The organism is Methanosarcina sp., assembly GCF_035390745.1.
Taxonomy (GTDB): Archaea; Halobacteriota; Methanosarcinia; order Methanosarcinales; family Methanosarcinaceae; genus Methanosarcina.
Window position 1 is genome coordinate 1 of the sequence record NZ_DAOOUJ010000038.1, and the last position, 19,078, is coordinate 19,078.

13 protein-coding genes are annotated in these 19,078 nt (G+C 37.7%); 5 read left to right on the top strand and 8 right to left on the bottom strand.

What is annotated here, in order from left to right; genetic code table 11:
• On the bottom strand, positions 1–1,193 hold a 1,193-nt coding region (locus tag PLL47_RS09660), incomplete at its 3' end, for a right-handed parallel beta-helix repeat-containing protein (protein ID WP_324445987.1).
• A 700-nt stretch (positions 1,194–1,893) separates the two neighbouring features.
• On the opposite strand from PLL47_RS09660, the gene PLL47_RS09665 reads away from it, so the two are divergent.
• The 5 genes from PLL47_RS09665 to PLL47_RS09685 are packed head-to-tail and all read left to right on the top strand — an operon-like array spanning position 1,894 to position 7,683.
• Positions 1,894–2,997 carry a glycosyltransferase family 4 protein gene (locus tag PLL47_RS09665; protein WP_324445988.1) on the top strand — a complete coding sequence of 368 codons (1,104 nt, stop codon included), beginning with the start codon at positions 1,894–1,896 and terminating at the stop codon, positions 2,995–2,997.
• A gap of 1 nt (position 2,998) precedes the next feature.
• Positions 2,999–3,967 carry an SDR family oxidoreductase gene (locus PLL47_RS09670; RefSeq protein WP_324445989.1) on the top strand — a complete coding sequence of 323 codons (969 nt, stop codon included), beginning with the start codon at positions 2,999–3,001 and terminating at the stop codon, positions 3,965–3,967.
• Positions 3,951–5,240 carry a phenylacetate--CoA ligase family protein gene (locus tag PLL47_RS09675; RefSeq protein WP_324445990.1) on the top strand — a complete coding sequence of 430 codons (1,290 nt, stop codon included), beginning with the start codon at positions 3,951–3,953 and terminating at the stop codon, positions 5,238–5,240. The genes PLL47_RS09670 and PLL47_RS09675 overlap by 17 nt, the downstream gene beginning before the upstream one ends.
• A gap of 28 nt (positions 5,241–5,268) precedes the next feature.
• On the top strand, positions 5,269–6,456 hold the full coding sequence (locus PLL47_RS09680; protein WP_324445991.1) for a glycosyltransferase family 4 protein: 1,188 nt from the start codon (positions 5,269–5,271) through the stop codon (positions 6,454–6,456).
• A gap of 54 nt (positions 6,457–6,510) precedes the next feature.
• Positions 6,511–7,683, top strand: coding sequence for a glycosyltransferase family 4 protein (locus PLL47_RS09685; protein WP_324446007.1), 1,173 nt, complete (start codon positions 6,511–6,513; stop codon positions 7,681–7,683).
• Positions 7,684–9,908: 2,225 nt separating this feature from the next.
• Here the strand turns inward: PLL47_RS09685 and PLL47_RS09690 are convergent.
• From PLL47_RS09690 to PLL47_RS09720, 7 genes are all read right to left on the bottom strand, one after another.
• Positions 9,909–11,417, bottom strand: coding sequence for a lipopolysaccharide biosynthesis protein (locus PLL47_RS09690; protein ID WP_324445992.1), 1,509 nt, complete (start codon positions 11,415–11,417; stop codon positions 9,909–9,911).
• Positions 11,418–12,131: 714 nt separating this feature from the next.
• On the bottom strand, positions 12,132–13,172 hold the full coding sequence (locus PLL47_RS09695; RefSeq protein WP_324445993.1) for a polysaccharide deacetylase family protein: 1,041 nt from the start codon (positions 13,170–13,172) through the stop codon (positions 12,132–12,134).
• A gap of 61 nt (positions 13,173–13,233) precedes the next feature.
• Positions 13,234–14,661: a nucleotide sugar dehydrogenase gene (locus PLL47_RS09700; protein WP_324445994.1), complete on the bottom strand. Its 1,428-nt coding sequence runs from the start codon at positions 14,659–14,661 to the stop codon at positions 13,234–13,236.
• A gap of 97 nt (positions 14,662–14,758) precedes the next feature.
• Positions 14,759–15,697: a UDP-N-acetylglucosamine 3-dehydrogenase gene (locus PLL47_RS09705; protein WP_324445995.1), complete on the bottom strand. Its 939-nt coding sequence runs from the start codon at positions 15,695–15,697 to the stop codon at positions 14,759–14,761.
• Between the two features lie 45 nt (positions 15,698–15,742).
• Positions 15,743–16,825 carry a DegT/DnrJ/EryC1/StrS family aminotransferase gene (locus PLL47_RS09710; RefSeq protein ID WP_324445996.1) on the bottom strand — a complete coding sequence of 361 codons (1,083 nt, stop codon included), beginning with the start codon at positions 16,823–16,825 and terminating at the stop codon, positions 15,743–15,745.
• 66 nt (positions 16,826–16,891) lie between these two features.
• The gene (locus tag PLL47_RS09715; protein ID WP_324445997.1) at positions 16,892–17,560 is read right to left on the bottom strand and encodes an acyltransferase; all 669 of its coding nucleotides are present in this window, start codon (positions 17,558–17,560) and stop codon (positions 16,892–16,894) included.
• Positions 17,561–18,398: 838 nt separating this feature from the next.
• Positions 18,399–18,611, bottom strand: coding sequence for a hypothetical protein (locus tag PLL47_RS09720; RefSeq protein ID WP_324445998.1), 213 nt, complete (start codon positions 18,609–18,611; stop codon positions 18,399–18,401).
• Positions 18,612–19,078: the final 467 nt, after the last annotated feature.

Here is a 19,078-nt window from a genome sequence, read left to right on the forward strand (position 1 = left end):
TTAACATTTTTGTAGTTCCCTGCAGTGTTGTTGTAGAGGCAGTTGTTTTCCAGTATAAAGGAATGGGTTCCAGTCAGGTAATTAACGACTCCATTGCCAGTTCCGGAAGGCTGATATTTTCTTTGTTTAGTGTTTGAAATGATATTATTACGTACAATTGTCGTGTATCCTGTACCTGGAGGCGTCAGATTTAAAGCAGCCTGGAGTGCTACTGCAGCGTGATAATTCCCATCAAAAACATTGTTTTCTATAGTGGTATTATTAAATCCACTTGTTTCTATACCGCACACCCAATTATAGGTCGGATGTGTGCCACAACCATAGAATATATTATGGTGTATGTAAACGTTTTGTGCCTCTGTTTTTGCGTATGCGTTACCATATGCTATGAGCCAGATACCTGGGCCATACGTATCATAAATAGTATTGTTATATACCTCTATATCATCCATGATGTATGGGCTTGACGACTCCTTAATATATTGTATCTGAATTCCTGGGCCACCTGCATCTGGTTCATACACAGTATATATGACATTATCATGGATTTTTATATGATTTGCATTCCAAATTCTTACTGCAGAGTTCGTCTTGCATCTCACTGTGTTGTTCCATGCTTCTACATTATTACATTTGATTGCAAAAAGACCGTCATGACCAAGCTTGTAAATCCGGTTGTCATGGAACTTAACATTCTGACTATACTTTATTTTAAGACCATCACCAAGACTATCATGCAGATACATATTAGTAATTTCAACGTCGTCGTAGTACAGCAACATCATATTATAGTAGCCGTCACCACGTAACTCCGAAACACCTTTAGAAGCTGCAAATTTACTGTTAAGCGTGTCTGCTTGACCGTTAATCTCGAACCCACGAAGTATAATATATCCCTTCGTAGATTCTTTTGGATTACTCTGTTTAATCATCGGCTTTTCAGCTTCCCATAAACTATCGGTATGTACTGTAAGTACAGCATTTGAATCCCCTTCAAGAATAGTATTACTGTCTATAATAAGAGAATCGCCAAGTCTATATGTGAAAGGTCCTTTGAGGTAGACAGTTGTATATCCTGAATTCTCAGAAACGAACTTGAGTGCCTGGTTTATCTGCACATGGTCATCTTTCCCATCGCAGTTAAAGTCTCCAGTTCCATCTCCTGAAACGTAAACAATAGGTGCTGAACTCATACATAAGGCGGTAGGCAAGCTTGTAAGGAGAAGGCATCCAAGTAGTAACGATATTCCGAATCTTCGTTTTAACGTTGCTATCGCAAGGCGCTGAACATTACGTGTATTTTTGCAGTTATTGGCATGCAATGAAACAAGATTTTTAATATATAATATCATAAAAAAATTAACACTGTTATCCGCAAAAGCAAATAAATACTTTGTACAGTACACTCTCCAATTGTGTAAGTTTTTCAAATAGTTTCCACTCCCGAACATTAATTCTTTATAACAAACTTTGGGAAAATATACAGGTCAATTAGTTATGTAATTGATTTATTGAGGACTGGATTTAAAATTGTTTTTTTATTTAGACAGTTTCTCCAATACAATAAATCCCCTCAGTTCTTCATATACATAACTTAAGTTTATACAATCTAATTTAATTTTAATCGTCCCCCATGTAAAATAGAACGTCTTACTATAAAAATGCGCACGATTAATTCTAGAAATATTTAGCAAGTTTTGATGAAATATATTTTTATTGATATGGTCGCTAATCGTAAAAACAGGGGCAGAAGATTCGGGAGGATGATACTGGTATGTCTGGATTTTATAGGAATGTTTATAGTGTTTACAGGGATTATTTTATATTTGATGGAGAGGTTGATCAGGTAGGCTAAAAAGTGGAGTGAAATTCAGTTAAAAAGAGGTCTTTTTCTTGAAGATATTGCGCGTTGCACCTGACATATATCCTTATACAGTTGGCGGGCTTGGTATCCATGTCCATGAAATGTCTAAGGAGCAGGCTAGAATGGGGCACGATGTAACCGTTTATACTGCCTCTGAGGGTGTAAAATCTTCATATGAAGCTCCTGATGGGTATTATGTCAGGAATTTCAAACCTTTTGCAAAAATACTTGGAAATTCCATCACACCAGGTATGTTTGTTGATCTGGTTAAAGACCAATCAAAATATGATATAGTTCATGCTCATTCCCATCTTTTCTTTTCAACCAACCTCAGTGCAGTTTCAAGAGAGATTGGCTCAACTCCTCTTGTTATAACCAACCACGGTTTGAATTCACAGACTGCTCCCAGGTGGTTCCAGGATCTTTATACTGCCACAGGTGCCAGGCTCACATTTGCAGCAGCAGATAAAATAATCTGTTATACTGAAACAGAGAAACAGGAACTCGTTAATATTGGAGTTAAATCTCGAAAAATCAATGTGATACACAACGGCATCGATACTGACCTGTTTGTCCCTGCAAAAGAATCTTCTTTTGACAAAAAGAACCTGCTCTGGGTGGGCAGGTATGCAAAAGGAAAGGGACTCGATTACCTTATTGATGCTTTCAATATAGTAAAACTCAGGTACCCTGATGCTACCCTTACAATGGTAGGCAATGGTCCGGATAAAGACCGGATTATTCAAAAAATACACGACCTGAAATTGGACAGTGGTATTGTAATGAAGGACTTTGTACAGAACTCCGAAATTGTAGACCTGTATCAAAAGTCAAGCGTTTTTGTGCTTCCAAGCCTTGAAGAAGGTGTACCAAGGACAATTCTTGAAGCAATGTCATGTGGGATTCCTGTAGTTTGTTCCAGATTGCCGCAGCTTGTTAGTATTGTCAATGGTGCTGGAATACTGGTTCCAGTAAAAGATTATAAAACCCTGGCAGACGGAATATCAGAAACACTTTCAGATTCTTCTCTTGCAGCAAAATTCGGGGAAAACGGAAGAAGAAACGTTGTTGAAAACTATTCTTGGAAAGACACCGTACATAAAACGGTTCAGCTATACAAAGAGTTGATTTAAAGTGTCCAAAATAGTTATCACCGGCGGCGCAGGTTTTATAGGGTCACATATTGCAGAAAGTCTTGCAAAAGATGGTCATGAAATTGTTATTGTTGATAACCTTGATCCTTATTATTCTGTTGCCCTTAAAAAAAGAAATACAAATATTGTTCTTAATAGTGGAAATGCCACTTTTATCAATGCTGATGTCACAGATCTCGATAAAATAAAGGATGTAATTGACAGCACAGTAGACTATGTTTTTCATGAAGCTGCCCAGGCTGGTGTCAGAATTTCAGTTGAAGACCCTTTTAAGCCAAATGATGTAAATGTGCTGGGGACTTTAAATGTGCTTAAGGCTTCCCTTGATTCAGGTGTGAAAAAAGTCATTAATGCTTCATCCTCTTCTGTTTATGGCAAAGTTAAGTATCTACCTTTTGATGAGCAACACCCAACTGAACCTGTATCTCCATACGGTGTCAGTAAATTGGCTGCAGAGCACTACTGCAGGGTATTTTATGAAGTATATGGACTCCCAACCACTTCTTTGCGCTATTTTACAGTATATGGGCCGAGGATGAGGCCTGACCTTGCAATCTCAATCTTTACCCGGAAAATGCTTGCAAATGAGCCTATTACGGTTTTTGGTGACGGAAAACAGACTAGAGACTTCACTTACATTGATGACGTTGTGGAAGCAAATAAAAGACTCATTAACAACAAATTAACCGATGGTAAGATTTTGAATATCGGCGACGGAAACCGGATCAGTGTTAACGATTTGATTGAAAACTTAAGGTCCATCACTGGATCAACATCTGAAATAATATATGCCGGCAAACAAAAAGGAGACACAGAGGATACGCTGGCAAATATTGATCTGGGAAATAAACTGATCGGATACAAACCATTATTCGATATCCACAAAGGTCTGAATAAATTTGTAGACTGGTTCAAAAATGAGGGAGATGTTCTTGAGTTCAATAAATAAGTTGAGGTTACTTCATCAAGTTCGTAAAAATCAATGGCTTAAACCCTCTGAGCTTGAAGAGTTGCAGAATAAAAAACTCCGCTCAATGGTTAAGCATGCTTATGAAAATACAGAATTTTATCATAATAAATTTAAAAAAGCAGGAATTCATCCTGATGATATCAGGACGTTAAATGATTTAAAAAGGATCCCTTTTACAACAAAAGAAGAACTCAGGCAGCAAAAACTTGAATCAAGGGTATCAAAAGGTCTCAATCTAAGCCAGTGTCTTGTTACTGAAACAAGTGGTTCAACAGGAATCCCTCTTAAAATAGTATATGATGAAGCTGCAGATGATTTTAGTAAAGCTGTTAATTTACGTTCTCACATTGAAAATGGATTAAAATTACGTAGCAAATGGGCTGTTTTTGGGGACCCCCACCACTATCAAAAACCACGCTGGTTCCAGAAATTGAGGATTTATAATGCGGTTCAAATATCTGTATTTGAATCAATTGATAAACAGATTGAGATGTTAACAAAATTTAAACCAGAAGTGCTTGATGGTTATACATCTTCAATAAGGTTATTAGCAGAAGCTGTTAAAAAAAACGGCATTCAGGATATTAATCCCGGAGTAGTATTTGGCACATCTGAACTTCTAGATCCGGAAACAAGAAAATACATAAATTCGGTTTTTAATGTTGAGATGATTGATCATTTTGGCTGTGTAGAATTAAACAGAACTGCATGGGAATGCAGTGAACACGCCGGATATCATATAGATGCAGATGCTGTGATAATGGAATTTATTGAAAATGGGGAAAATGTTTCATCTGGTGAAAGAGGGGAAATTGTATACACAGGATTGTATAATTATGCTATGCCTTTAATCAGATATAGAATTGGGGATATTGGAATTCCAAGTGATGAATCCTGCCCATGTGGGAGAGGATTACCTCTAATGAAATTAATTGAAGGTAGAAGTGATTCTTTTATGCAAGTGCCAGATGGCAGGATCTTTTCTCCTATCATATGGACTTTAATAATAAGGAAAATACCAGGCATTGGTCAGTTAAAGGCAATACAGGAAAAAATTGATCTGATAAGGGTACTCGTTGTCAAAAGTCCTGAGTTCTCACAGAGCACGATACTCCAAATAGAACATGACATTAAAGAAGTCATGGGTCAGGAAATTAATGTTGAAGTGGAAATCGTTGACGAAATTCCCAAAGACAAATCTGGTAAAGTTAGAGCAGCCGTTTCAAAAGTATCCATTAATAGTAATTATTAAACCTCATATCAATTGACGAGTCGATACCATGAAAATTGGCTATTTCACATCTTGTTTTCCTTATAAGAACCCTCTCACTGGAGAGATAACAGGACCTTACATTGGCGGGGGCGTGGAATTAGGAAGTTATAACCTTGCTGTAAATATGGCAAAGAGAGGGCATGAAGTATTTGTTTTTACCACTTCTATTGACTCGAAAAAATCGATTGAGGTATATGACAAAATAAAAATATACAGGTATCCCAGTAATTTCACTGTTGGTCAATGCCCAATATCATTATCTTTGTTATATGATCCTTTATTTTCTGAAGTTGACCTGGATATAGTACATGCTCGCATGGGGAATTTACCTGCCCCTCTAACTGCATTTTTCTATGCTAAAAAAATGAAGAAAAAACTGGTTGTTTCATATCATGGTGATTGGGTAGGCGGCTTTGGAGGAATTAAACGAAGAGTCGGTGTGCTGCTTTTTAATAAGTTTTTTTGTGACGGATTACTTGGGGCAGCAGATTCGGTGATTGCTCTGTCTGAAAACCATGTAACAGAATCACGATTTCTTAAAAAATATTCAAAAAAATTAGTTTATATCCCTAACGGAGTTAATTTTGGAGAATTTGATATTCCTTACACCAGAGAAGAATGCAGGAATAAATTAGAATTGCCTGTGGGCAGTAAAATTATCCTTTTTGTAGGCAGTTTAATTTCAAGGAAGGCTCCTGATATTTTGCTAAAATCAATGAAAGAAATACTGATTAATCATCCAGATGCTTATCTCGTTTTTGTAGGCAATGGCCCATTAAGGAATGAACTTGAAGATATGGCTGTAAACTTGGAAATTCAGGATAATGTTAAATTTGCAGGATATGTTTCCGATTCAACTGCAAAGGCACTATACTATAAAGCTGCAGATTTATTTGTACTTCCTTCACTGGAAGGGGAAGCGTTTCCAAACGTGCTTTTAGAAGCATCTGTATGTGGTTTACCTCTTATAGTCAGCGGATGTGAGTGCTTTAAAGCTATAGTTAAGGATGGGTGTAATGGTTTATTCACAAAAACCGGTGATAAAAATGATCTTGCTGAGAAAGTTATTTTCTTATTGAATGATGAAAAAAGGCTGAGTAAAATGGGTTCTAACGCATTTGATTTAGTAAAAAATCTTTCTTGGGAAAAGATAGCTCAAGATACTGAACAGTTCTATATTACTCTAATTCGATAACTTTTTATTGAAACCCTATTATTATAACGTGGTTTTATTATCAATGTGGTTTTTATGAAAATGTTATATATTTCTTTCCCAGACCTGAATGGTTCCACTGGTGCCTGTACGCATGTGAGGGAAATATTGAGAAATTTATCCATAAACAACTCTGTAACTGTTGTTTCTCCTACTAAGAATCCTCCAAAGTTTGGAGGGAATATAACTTTTAAAAGATGCCGATATCTTGATATTGAATTTTTAAGGGCGTTTACTTTTTCTATAAATGCTTTTTTTATTTGTTTTTTTTATTTAATTAAAAATAAATGTGACGTTATTTATGAAAGAGATCATGCTTTTGGGACAGGTTGTAATCTCACTTTATTTTTTAATATTCCTGTAATTATGGAGGTAAACGGGATTTCTAATGAAACAGGCCGCTTTCCAGGGCCGATCGCTAAAATCATAAATTCAGTTTTACATAATAGATACTCAATTGCAACACATATTGTAACAGTTACACCTAAATTAAAAGAATTTCTACAATTGAGGTACAATTTACCGTCTGATAAAATTTCTGTGGTTGAAAACGGTGCTAATATTGACCTTTTTAAGCCGATGAATAAAGAAAATGCATTAAAAAAATTAAATTTAGATTCTGAATTTAAACACGTTTGCTTTGTTGGACATTTAGCTCCCTGGCAGGGAGTTGAGTATTTAATAAAATCGAGTTCATTTATATTGAGTAAATGTCCCAATACAAAATTTATAATTGTTGGAGACGGTCCAAAGCTCGATGAATTAAAAAAACTTGTAAATACTTTGAATGTTTCCAGCAATTACCTGTTTACAGGATATGTAGATTACGAAACAGTTCCAGTTTATATAAATGCCAGTGATATTTGTGTTGCACCTTTCGTTATTGAGAGAAATGACAGAATAGGTTTATCTGCGTTAAAAATATATGAATATCTTGCGTGTGGTAAACCTGTCGTTGCAAGTAAAATAAAAGGTATAGAAGAGTTACTTTCTGCTTCAAATGGAGGTATTTCTGTAACTCCCGAGGATGTATGTGATTTGGGTAAAGCTATTGTAAGATTATTACAGGATGACCTCTTATGTGAAAAAATGGGAACCGAAGGCTATAAATTCATTAGAGATCATCATAGTTGGAAAATTGCTGCGTCAAATGTTGAACGTATTTCTTGTAAAGTAATTAACAGTTCCAATAAAAGTTGCAGCACGTAACTTTTATTATCGAAAAAGGATTTGATTTATATGAGCGATGAATCCTACATTGAACGTTTTTTTAGGGTATACCCTCTTTTTCTTCTTCTAATCGTTCTTGGATCTCTCTCTCTTATTTTCGTAATGAAGCTGGAGTCTTATTATTCTTATGCAATTATTTTGTCAACTGTAATATTAATCTCTGTTCTGTTTATTTTGTTTGCGAAAAATCTGTCGTTTGAATTAAGCGACATTTATGTTTTCTCATTGAATAAAAGCCATCTACTTAAGTTATATCTCATTATTTTCATCTGGTCTATTATATATTTAGTTTTTACTAACGATAGATCCGAAATTTACATTTTTTTACTTCTATTGTTATATCTTATTATATTTCTTCAAATCTTTACTGGCAGAACATCCAGCTCAGTAATACTTACCGAAATAGCTGCATCAATGCTTAATTTCATATATGGTGTTACTTTTGTATACCCTCTCTATTTTGGTACTACTGATATACTGCCCCACATTAATATTGCCAGAATTATTGCTGAAACGGGAAGAACACTTCCCGAATCTATGTTCCTTTACAGTAAATTTCCTCTATATCACATTTTAGTTGCCATAAGTGCTCATATTACTAATCTGGATATAGCTGATTCTCTTTTTTTAATTACTGCCCCTGTTTTTGTCGTTTCATTGTTGTTTATATACTTACTATTTTATCTGGTTTCAAACAATAAACAAATAAGCCTTTTAAGTTGTTTAGTTTATTCCTGGAGTTCTGTGATTCTTTTTCATGGAACCTATATGGTCACAAGAGTATTAGCATTCGTATATTTTGTGATTCTATTTTACCTGAATTACAGGCTTAATGCCAGTAATTCCAGTCACGCTGGCATCAACATATACTTCAAATTTTTTGCAATTTTATTCGTACTTTCAATTGTATTAGCCCACCAGGTATCAGCTGCACAAATCTCTGTTCTCCTTATTCTGTTCCTGATAAGCGAGTATTTGAGTCATGACGACGGGTATATGTCATCTACATCAGTTTTATTTTTCAATGTTTTTTTTATTAGTTACTGGATTTATGTAGCTTATGACTTTACATCAGAAGTAATAGGTCCGCGTTTAAGAAGTCTAATAACAAATGAACTTGTTATACAATATAATGCAAACTCTTTATTTCAAAATGACAGCTTACTTAATCTCGTAATTTCAAATTCGGATATTTATATTTCTTTCATTTTTGCATTAATCGGAGTTAAATATCTTGTATTGTATCAAAGAAGTAAATCCAGAGCCGCTTTTGGCATTTTCTCTCTGGCATGCTTCATGTTTTATTTCCCTACTCCTCTAAAGTTGTTCTGGAACACTATGGATTTGTTGCAGTTCGACAGATTTACTTTACTTGTAGTTCCATTTATCTCTCTAGCTGTAGGTGTAGGAATTTATATCGTCATCAAATCTCTCTTTACCAGTAAGCTAAAAACATTGTGTTATCTGGGTATTTTTTTGATTCCTTTACTTTTCAGTTTCTTTTCAATTACTAACAGCAATACAAATTCCAATTTTATGTACGATGATGGCCCAAGAAGCTACTTTACTCAACAAGAGATTTATGGATTTAATTATTTAGGCACACATGCCTCTTCCGGATCTTATGTTTTCTCTGATCATTTCTCTCAAAGATATATTCGATCATTTACGTCTAATAATTATTCATATGTCAATCATTTGAACTCTTCTGAAATTGACGACTCTTATTATAATCGTAATTATTTTTATACCAGGGATGAAGCTTTTGAAGAGGATGGTCTGCCTTTCGGAGTCCCGAATACAAAACAAATTTACAGTTCCAGTCCATCCGATTTTCAGAATAATTCTCTGAATTATAGCATGTATACAAAAAACAAGATCTATTCGAATTCGTATGCTAATTTATACCTGAGCGGCAACTATTCTAACGACTTAACTCCGCCTATTGACATTGATTCTAACGAAACAGAAACATATGATGATGAGATTTTTTAATTGAGCTCATCCCAACGTAATTTTAACCTTAATCATCAAAATTTCTTCAATTTTGGAAAAAATCATAAACTTTCATGATTCATATTAACAGTATCCCCTATCTTAAATCTCCGGTTATGGATGAAAGTGGAAGGAACTCCAGGAAGGTTAGCTTCTCTGAAAAACCCCTTGACCCCATTCTCCATATTTTTTGTCTGTTCTCCTGAGGCTTACGATTTTTCCGCAGATTTGAATTCACTGATTATTTCTTTCATCTGCCTGTCCGATTTCAGTATATACAGATAATAGATGCAGATAATCAAGCATGAGACTACAACAAGAACAGCCTGATTTATTTCTGCAACCTTAAGAGCTGCCAGGAATGCTCCTGCAGGGATAAAGAGTACAAGGTTTGAGAATACTATTTTCAGGGCTTTTGAGGTTTTTACTCCTGAGTAGGACAGCATTTTCAGGCACAGGTACCCATACACTACAATGCCTGACGCGGAGAAAAGAATAAGGGCTATACGGGCGCTTCCGAGAATTCCGCCAATTGCAAGGGACAAAAAGCGGGTTGTAAGGTTAAAAAAGTTATAGCTGAACCCGAAATGATGCTCTTCTACAACCAGATATATTGTGCTTAAAGGAGAAGAAATAAACCATATAAATGCCCAGAGGCTCAGGATCTGAGCATACACTCCTGCTTCTGTCCAGGCTTTCCCGAAAATTACTGTAAAGACATCTCCGCCTACAATTGTGAGAATAAGTATCGGGAACATGCCTATAATTACAAGAAGTCTAAAAACATTTTCTACAAGAACACTGAGGGTGCCCTCAGACACTGCTCTTGACGCCCTCTGGTAAAATACCTGTGAGATTGAACTGCCAATTAAACTCATAGGCATCTGAAGAAGGCGGAACCCTAATGAATAAAAACCAACTACTGCGGGAGTAAAAAAAGCTGAAAGTAGAAAAGCTGGGAGTTGCCAGGAAACTGAGTTCATAAGGGCAGACCAGCTGTCTATTAGTGGAAGGTTACGGTACCTTACAGCGCCTTCATATATCTTTCTCCATCTAAGGTTCTTTGTTATCTGGTTTTTATCATCTCTCCATATCTGCCCTCCTAGTACCAATGTTGCTGCCGACGGTCCTGCAAGACTGCCTCCGATTAAACCAGCTGGAGTTGGGGGATTTCCTGTAATTCCGAGAACAATCTGTGTTGTAGTGGTAGAAACCGAACTGGAAATCCTTGAAAAGGAAAGTCTTTTGAAGAGTTTTGTTCTTGAGTTCCATTGATTGAGTGCTAGAAAAACCCCGTTTACAAACACGGATATTGATATAAGCCATAAGTATTCCTCTATCTGCGGAGAATTTAGAAGATCAACTATAGGGGTTTTAAAGTACCAGAAAAAAGGTAAGGTTAAAACGGTTACAGCCAGAACTGCAAGAATGCTAAGGCCTAAAAGGTTTACTGCCTCTTCATCTGATTCAGGAAGCATTATAGAAAATTCATACCTCAGGCATGCAATAACGGCTATTATGCTGGTGATGGAGAGATAAAGAGCCCATACTCCAAAGTCTTCAGGCCCGTAGAGGCGGGTCAGAACAGGCGCCACAAGAATTGTAAGGATCTGAGCAAAAGTCGTTCCGCCTACGAGTGTCAGCACATCTGATGCAAAACTTGTTTTCTTTACATTTTGAGATGGCTTTTCTACCGGTTCTTCTGTCTTTTTATCCATCGCCAGCGCCCTATAAAAAGAAGTTGTTTTCCAGGCCAGTGTTCAGGAAATTTAGTTCTGAGCCCTTATAATTAAGAAAAGGGACTAAGGATGAGGTATTGCCAATGTACTAATGCCCAGTAGTTAAATTTCCATGGCACCAGGTAGCTGAAAGCTTTTAAATTCCTGGAGTGAATATTTTAAGTTCCGGAAGGTCTATTTTCCAAAGAATCTTAATTCTTCAAATCTCAGTGCCCTATATTATCCTCTGTTTTCCCCTGTCCCTTTTTTCTCTTCTTAATTCTCTATAAACAAATTCTTCCTTATATACTCATCCTACGATACAGATCACTTTTCCCTTTAGTGACAGCCTGTATCAAGAAAACCCCATTAAGAAAGAATTTTGGAGACAGAGGTTGGCTTTAAAAATTCTGCCTTCTTTATCCTCAAATTTTCATAGAACTGCTAAAATAATATCATTTAATCTGTTGTATCAGATATCCTCTGTTCTCATTTCTCAGAGAATTATAATTATGCTTCAAAATATAAAATAATTTTGATTCTTCAACAGAAAGCCGCTGTTAACTTTCTAACAATTTTATCTCATATAACATCAACCAGATTAATCCGATTAAGAACGCCGTCTTATCTGCAAAAAAGAATTCTTTCTGAACTGCCGATTGATGTTATTTTTTTATTTAGTAACTATGATTCTTTAATAGTATAACACTATATTTAGATTCCCGGCTCAACCTGGCTGGTCCACCAGTTGTAGATCTCCTCTCCGCTGGTAATCCAGGCATTTTTTCCGGCACAGTACTCAAGGACTTTTTCGTAATACTTAAGATTCTCCCCTTCAATGCTTGTATTATTATGCCAGAGAATAGTAACCACGCCGTTATATTTCTCAACGGTGTTGATCAGGTGCTTTGCACATTCCCATGCTTTCTTGACATTGAGGCGCATGTAATCTTTGAAAAGCGAACGGTCCATGATCTCCAGTGGGATTTCCATTATATCGATCTGGCGTCCTTCGTTTAAATTAAAAGGCCTGAAAGGGTGGCACATCCCGTTTCGAAAGCCGGCACAGTCTGAATATCCTAGTGTGGTATCGTATTTGAAGCCTGCTTTGCTCAATAATTCCCAGGTATCCGGTACTCTGAACCTCAAATAGTGATTTCTATACCCGATGACTTTTTTACCTAAAACTTCTTCAAGCCGCTTCTTTTTTTCCTGAATATCTTCAAGGTTGTTGTAGGACTCGTGCCCTCCGTGAAGGCCTACTTCCCATCCGCTGTCGGATATAAAGCCAAGTTCGGACTCCAGATCCTTAATATTATAATTGAAGTCTTTCTCTTCAGAGGTCAGGGCAAGAAAATAGAAACTGGATTTAGCATCATACTTTGATTCCAGCTCCATTATTTTCCTGAAGTTCCAGCATGGATTCCATTTTCTGTTAACTCTGGAGAAAGGAGTTTTCATTGCTTCGGTCAGTTTTCCTTTTGCAAGGGCTTTGATAGAATCTACAATCGGATAAGACGGATAGACTGCGTCGATATCATGTGTGAGGCAGACAGCAAATTTTTTTCCATCCGGATACTGCGGCTTCAGCCCGTTTTCTACCAGAAATTCTGAAACTCTTGGCTCAAAGACATTCCTGTGACTGCTCAGATAATAAGGGAATCTCTCATACGCGTCGCGGAAAGTTACGCTGTACTCCTCCTTTCTGGTAAAGAGATCCCAGAGTTCTTCGTTTTCCTTCAGTTTGTCAAACATAATTTCTACCCTACTCCCATATAAATGACAAATTACTGTTTAAAAAGGGGAAATTTCCCCTTCATTTTATTTTATGTGAGTTTTTATCTCCCCTCCCAACTCCCTTGTAAATGAACCCTTTTCCAATAAATTCATCCGGCTCGATGACATTTCTTCCGTCAACAATAACCGGATTTGCTTTTGCAGTTACTTTCTTTACCCAATCAGCTTTCAAGCCGGAGTATGCACTGTGCCCTGCAAGCACCACTACAGCGTCTGCGCCTTTCACAACCTCTTCCAGGTTGTCTGAAATCTTGACGCCTGGATAGTTGACAACATAAGGGTCATGTACCATAACATTTGCTCCGGCTTTCAGGCAGAGGTCCCTGTATGGTTCTGAGGGAGTGTTTCTGGCATCGTCAGAGTCTTTAATAAATGCCCAGCCGAGCACTGCAACCTTTGATCCTTTCATCTTCTTCCCAATCCGCTCAAGGGCTGCAACAGTCAGGTTATACATGTGTGTGGGCATGAAATCATTAACTTTTCTTGCAAGCACATATATTGAATCTGCACCTTCAGGGTAGTCCAGTTCTCCCTTTCCAATCTTAACTCCCCTTTCCAGGTGGTATGTGTCTTTGGTCAGGCAGTGGCCTCCTACCCCTGCCCCGGGCCAGAGGATAGCTCTTGTAATTCCCTCGCCTTTTAAGCTGTCAACTCCTGTCCTGACATCATAGACATTTATACCCATAGCTTCACAGTAAAGGGCAAGCTGGTTGATTGCTGCAATCTGAAGGTCGCGGAATGTGTTTTCTGCAGTTTTTGTAACCTCGGCTGCAGTTGCACTCATTGGAATAACTTTTCCTGCCGTGAGCACGGGAGAGTACAGCTCAACAGCCCTCTTTGTGCTTGCATCATTGATGCCGCCCACGATTCTGTCGTGTTCTCTTATGTTCTTCAGAAGCCTGCCTACCATCACCCTTTCAGGAGCATGTGCAAGGGCAAAATCTTCACCCGCTTTTAACCCGGACTCTTCCTCAAGGATCTGTTTTGCCATTCCTTCAGTTGTTCCGGGAGTAATCGTGGATTCAAGGACTACAAGCATACCCGGCCTCAGGTATTTTCCTGCGTTTCTGATTCCATCTATAAGAGCGCTAAAATCGGGTTCCAGGTCTTTGGGGTTTGCAAAAGGAGTCTGAATTGCAAGTGTGACTGCATCAAGCTCGGAGATTCTTGAGAAATCAGGAGTGCACTCAAACTTGCCAGCTTTTACGACCTTCCCAATAAGCTCTTCAAGGCCCGGTTCTTCTCCTTTGAGCGGGCTTTCTCCTCTGTTGAGCATATCTATCTTATAGCCTGAGCTTTTTGAGTTTCGCTGGAAGCCGAGGACTTTATCAAAACATGGAGCATCTGCAAAAAGAACCGCAGCAGGGATTCCTACGTATCCCATGCCAAGCACACCTATCTTTTTTATAGGCCCGCGTTCCTTTAGAAGGTTTTCTAATTTGCTCATAATTATCACTTTCCGGTATTGTTTTTTAAAATATTCTTCTATTTTTCCCTGAGGCTTTCGGATTTCTATTTCCTTTACCATTTATCTTTTATGCGGTTTACTGTCCGACTTCAATCAGCCTTTCTTCTTCGTAAGACCTGATTGCTGCCATTGCTACTTCAAGTGCATGTTTTCCGTCTTCGCCACTGGGGTTAGGTTCTCTACCTGTTTGAATACAGTCTATGAAATAAGTGAGTTCGTTTTTCAGGGGCTCACTTGGCTCGACTTTGGCTTTTCTTATCCAGCCATTGTCATGCAGTTCTACTGTCTGATCGATGTAGTCCAGATAGGCTACTCCCTTAACTCCTATTGCGGTTAGCTGTCTTACTTTATGAGGAGTCAGCCAGTTTGTTTCTACAACGCCTGCGAAGTTATGGTCCATACGCAGGATAATTGAAGCGTGGTCCTCGAAAGAGTGAATATCTGCGCCTGCAATTGCGTAAACCCCCTTTATTTTCTTGCCATAAAGATATGAGATGACATCTATATCGTGGACACCTATATCCAGAATTACGCCAACGTCTCTTATCCTCGGGTTATAAGGACCTACTCTCCTTGTGGAAATAGACACTATTTTGCCCAGAATTCCTGAGTTTATGATCTCTTTGAGCCTTATGACTGCAGGGTTGAAGCGTTCGATATGGCCTACCATAAGCACTTTTCCTGCCTTTTTTGCAGCTTGGATCATTAGCTCCGCATTTTCAACTGTGTCGGCAATTGGTTTTTCGACAAGGACATGAATGCCTGCTTCCAAGGCATCAAGGACTACCTGTTTATGCAGTTTTGTTGGCACAACAACACTTACTGCATCAAGGCCTTCAGCAAACATTTTTTTGTAATCTGTAAAGGCTTTCGTTTTAAACTGGGCAGCCATGGCTTCGACTCTTTTCTGGTCTACATCCGATATCCCGGCAAGTTTCACGCCCTCCATCTCGCTGTAGATACGAACGTGATTCTGACCCATGGCACCTGTGCCTATTACTCCTACTCTTATCAAGATTTCACTTCCTGTTTATGAACGCGGTTACGGCATGGAAATCGATCAAGCGTTTGCATAAAATTCTTTTACTTCCTTAATTATTTTCTGCACGTCGTCTCTGGATAAGGCGGGATGTACAGGAAGAGAGAGAACTTCTTCCACTGCTTTCTCCGAGACAGGCAGGGAATCTTTGTATCCAAGTTCAATGTAATAGGGCTGTTTATGGATGGGTATTGGGTAATGAACTCCTGTGCCTATTCCTTTTTCCTTCAGGAAATCTGCGAGCTTGTCTCTCTTTTTGGCCCTTATTGTATATTGATGGAAAACATGAGTGTAGCCGGGTTTTGTTACTGGAGGTACAATCCCTGAAACACCTTTAAGTCCGGATGAGAGCATGTCTGCATTTTTCTGCCTTGCAGCATTAAATCCATCAAGTTTTGCAAGCTGGGCAAGTCCGATTGCGGCTGCAATGTCAGTCATGCGCAGGTTAAAGCCCAGCATTTCGTGCAGGTAGCGAACTTTAGATCCATGAGCTCTGATCATTTTTGATTTTTCTGCAATCTCCCTGTCGCTGGTTGTAATTATTCCGCCTTCGCTTGTTGTCATGTTTTTGGTCGGATAGAAGCTGAATGCTCCTGTTCCGAAACTGCCTACTTTCTTTCCAAGGCACTCTGCTCCATGTGCCTGACAGGCATCTTCTACCACAACAAGTTTGTGGTCTTCAGCGATTTCCATTATTGCTTTCATGTCTGCAGACTGCCCATAAAGGTGGACAGGAATAATGGCTTTTGTTTTTGGTGTGATCTTTTCCTTAATCTTTTCCGGGTCTATATTATATGTATCCGGTTTTATGTCTGCAAAAACAGGTTTTGCTCCGGTGTAAAGAACGCTGTTTGCAGTGGCAATAAATGTGAAAGGACTTGTAATTACTTCAGCTTCTTTTCCAATGTTGTGGGCAAGAAGTGCAATGTGCAGGGCAGCAGTACCGGAGTTTACAGCAACTGCATGTTCGCAGCCTGTGTACTCGGAAAAAGCAAGCTCAAATTCTTCTACTTTTGGCCCCTGTGCAATCATGCCTGAGCCCAGGACCTTCGTTACGGCATCAATCTCTTCCTTGCCCAGCAGGGGCTTGGCGATTGGGATCATTTTAGAACCTCTATTTATTTAATAATGCTTTATTTTACTTTGATTTGATTTGATTTTTCGATAGGCTTATATCCTGTTCAATTCTTTGAGATCTTCTGGAAGCTCCTGTATTTTGGCAGGCACTCCGAGCGCCAGCTTCCATGGGGGAACGTCTTTTGTTACAAGGGCTCCTCCGGCAACCATTGCTCCTTCTCCTATCTCCACTCCGGGAAGTAGCGTTGCGTTAGCGCCTATAGATGCTCCTTTTCTTAAAACAGGGCCTTTAAGTTCGTACTTTTTACGGATGGGGTATTTATCGTTGGCAAGAACAGCACATGGTCCAATAAATACATTGTCTTCAATAACCACATTCATTGGAATATACACATTTCCTTGAATGCTGACATTGTTTCCTATCTTTACGTTTCCGTCTACGATAACGTTCGTTCCGATAAGTACATTGTCTCCTATTTGTGTGTTTTCCCTGATCATTACATTATGTCCGGTTTTGAAGTTTCTTCCAGTCTTTACACTGGAAAAAATCGTGGAACCTGCTCTTATTATTGAGTTTGGACCTATAGTGCAGCCCGGAAAATCGAAGTCCTCTATCTCTATATTTTTTTTGAGAATTTCCATGAGAACTTTGTGTTCTGGATATCCCAGTATCACTTTCTCCAGAACCACTGTATCTTTTCCGATCACAGAGTTACCGTAAATCTTCGAAGAATCATGGATTTTGAATTGTTTTGAATTCATATCTTTCCCCTATTTATATATTTTAATCCATTTGGTAAATTCTAAATGGGTCAAAACATTATTAATATTTTTAATATATTTAGATGGTATGTATTAAATTTTCTGTTCCCGATTATCTGTACTTGTTGTTCCAGATTATCCGGAACAATCGTTATTTCCCTGTATCCCTGTGCTCACTCCCTTCGATTTCGTAACTATGTGAATTTTTTAGTTTTGAATACACTTTATAATTATTTAACTGATTTGGTTTATCTACCTATCTACAGCTTTTTTGCTTTTTTTGGTGAAGTAATTCTATTTGTCGAATTTTTTTAGTACATAATCTTTTAGAAGTTTATTTACAACCTTGTTTAATTATTTTATTATAGATCTTTTCTCTATATTGATAGTTAGATATTTTTAATACTGATCTCTAATACTAAACATCTTCAATGTTAATTTTATATGACTGTACTTCAATTTAAAAATTATCTAACTCTTGCCCTAATTTTTTAAGATCTTCCCTTGTCAGATGTTAATTATTATATTATCATTGAAGATTTTACATGTATTCATCGGTGTAAAGGATATTATCTGTTTTTACAATGAAAAATAGTATTCTATGTCCCCATGTTCAGAGCTATCTTAAAACTATAAAACTGATTTACTCTGTATTTGATATATCTATAAATGCATTTTTTTATTCTGCTCTATTTAGTGGGAATTTTTTAAAATCAATATCTTCAGCCTTCTTCTTTGTCCTCTCTTTACTGTTATGGTTTGGAGGTCAAGAAACTAAAAAGGAGGAGGTTTTTTATATTTGATTGCATATTTGTTTCTCTTATACGTCAATCATACGTCAATCAACTAGAGGAGTTTTAACTACGCTTAGTTTAATTTCATCAACTTCTGCTTCTTCGGCTGAGCTAACAATGACGACCACACCAGGAGTCCCTGAAGGGGCATCAGTGGCTGTAGTGGTTTTGCTTTTACTGTTACTTCTCAGAGATTTCCTGCCTCTGTCAAAACACTGGGAAGACTCTGTGAAAACTTCTTTGAATATGGGAATCATTCCACTTTTATTTTCTTTCGGTGCAATTATTCTTTACAAGCTTGTAGCTCTCTTCTAATATTTGTGGCCCGTTGAGCATATACGCATCGAGAACGAAAATTTCTCCCTATTCTTTTCAATAAGATCTGATGAAAATTCATGTCCTCTTTTAAGTTTTAAAAACAGGACTTTGCACTTAAGGAGCTAAATCAATTACAATAGCGTTGTTTTTTACTTCATGTTTTTACTTTTGAGGGGTAATGTTGTGATTTCTCAGTTCAACCACATAAGTCCTAAAAAATAAGTTTTCCTGCTTCTTGGCATGAAAGTGCTCTCAAGTACTTTCATTCTTTGGGCATGTTACTCAAAGAATATCATGCTCGTTTTTTGTGCCTGCTCCTTTTTTATCCGGTCTCTTCTTTCCTCTGATTCTATTCTCTTACTTTTTCTTCAGGCAACATTTTACGGCAGGATACGCAAACATATTT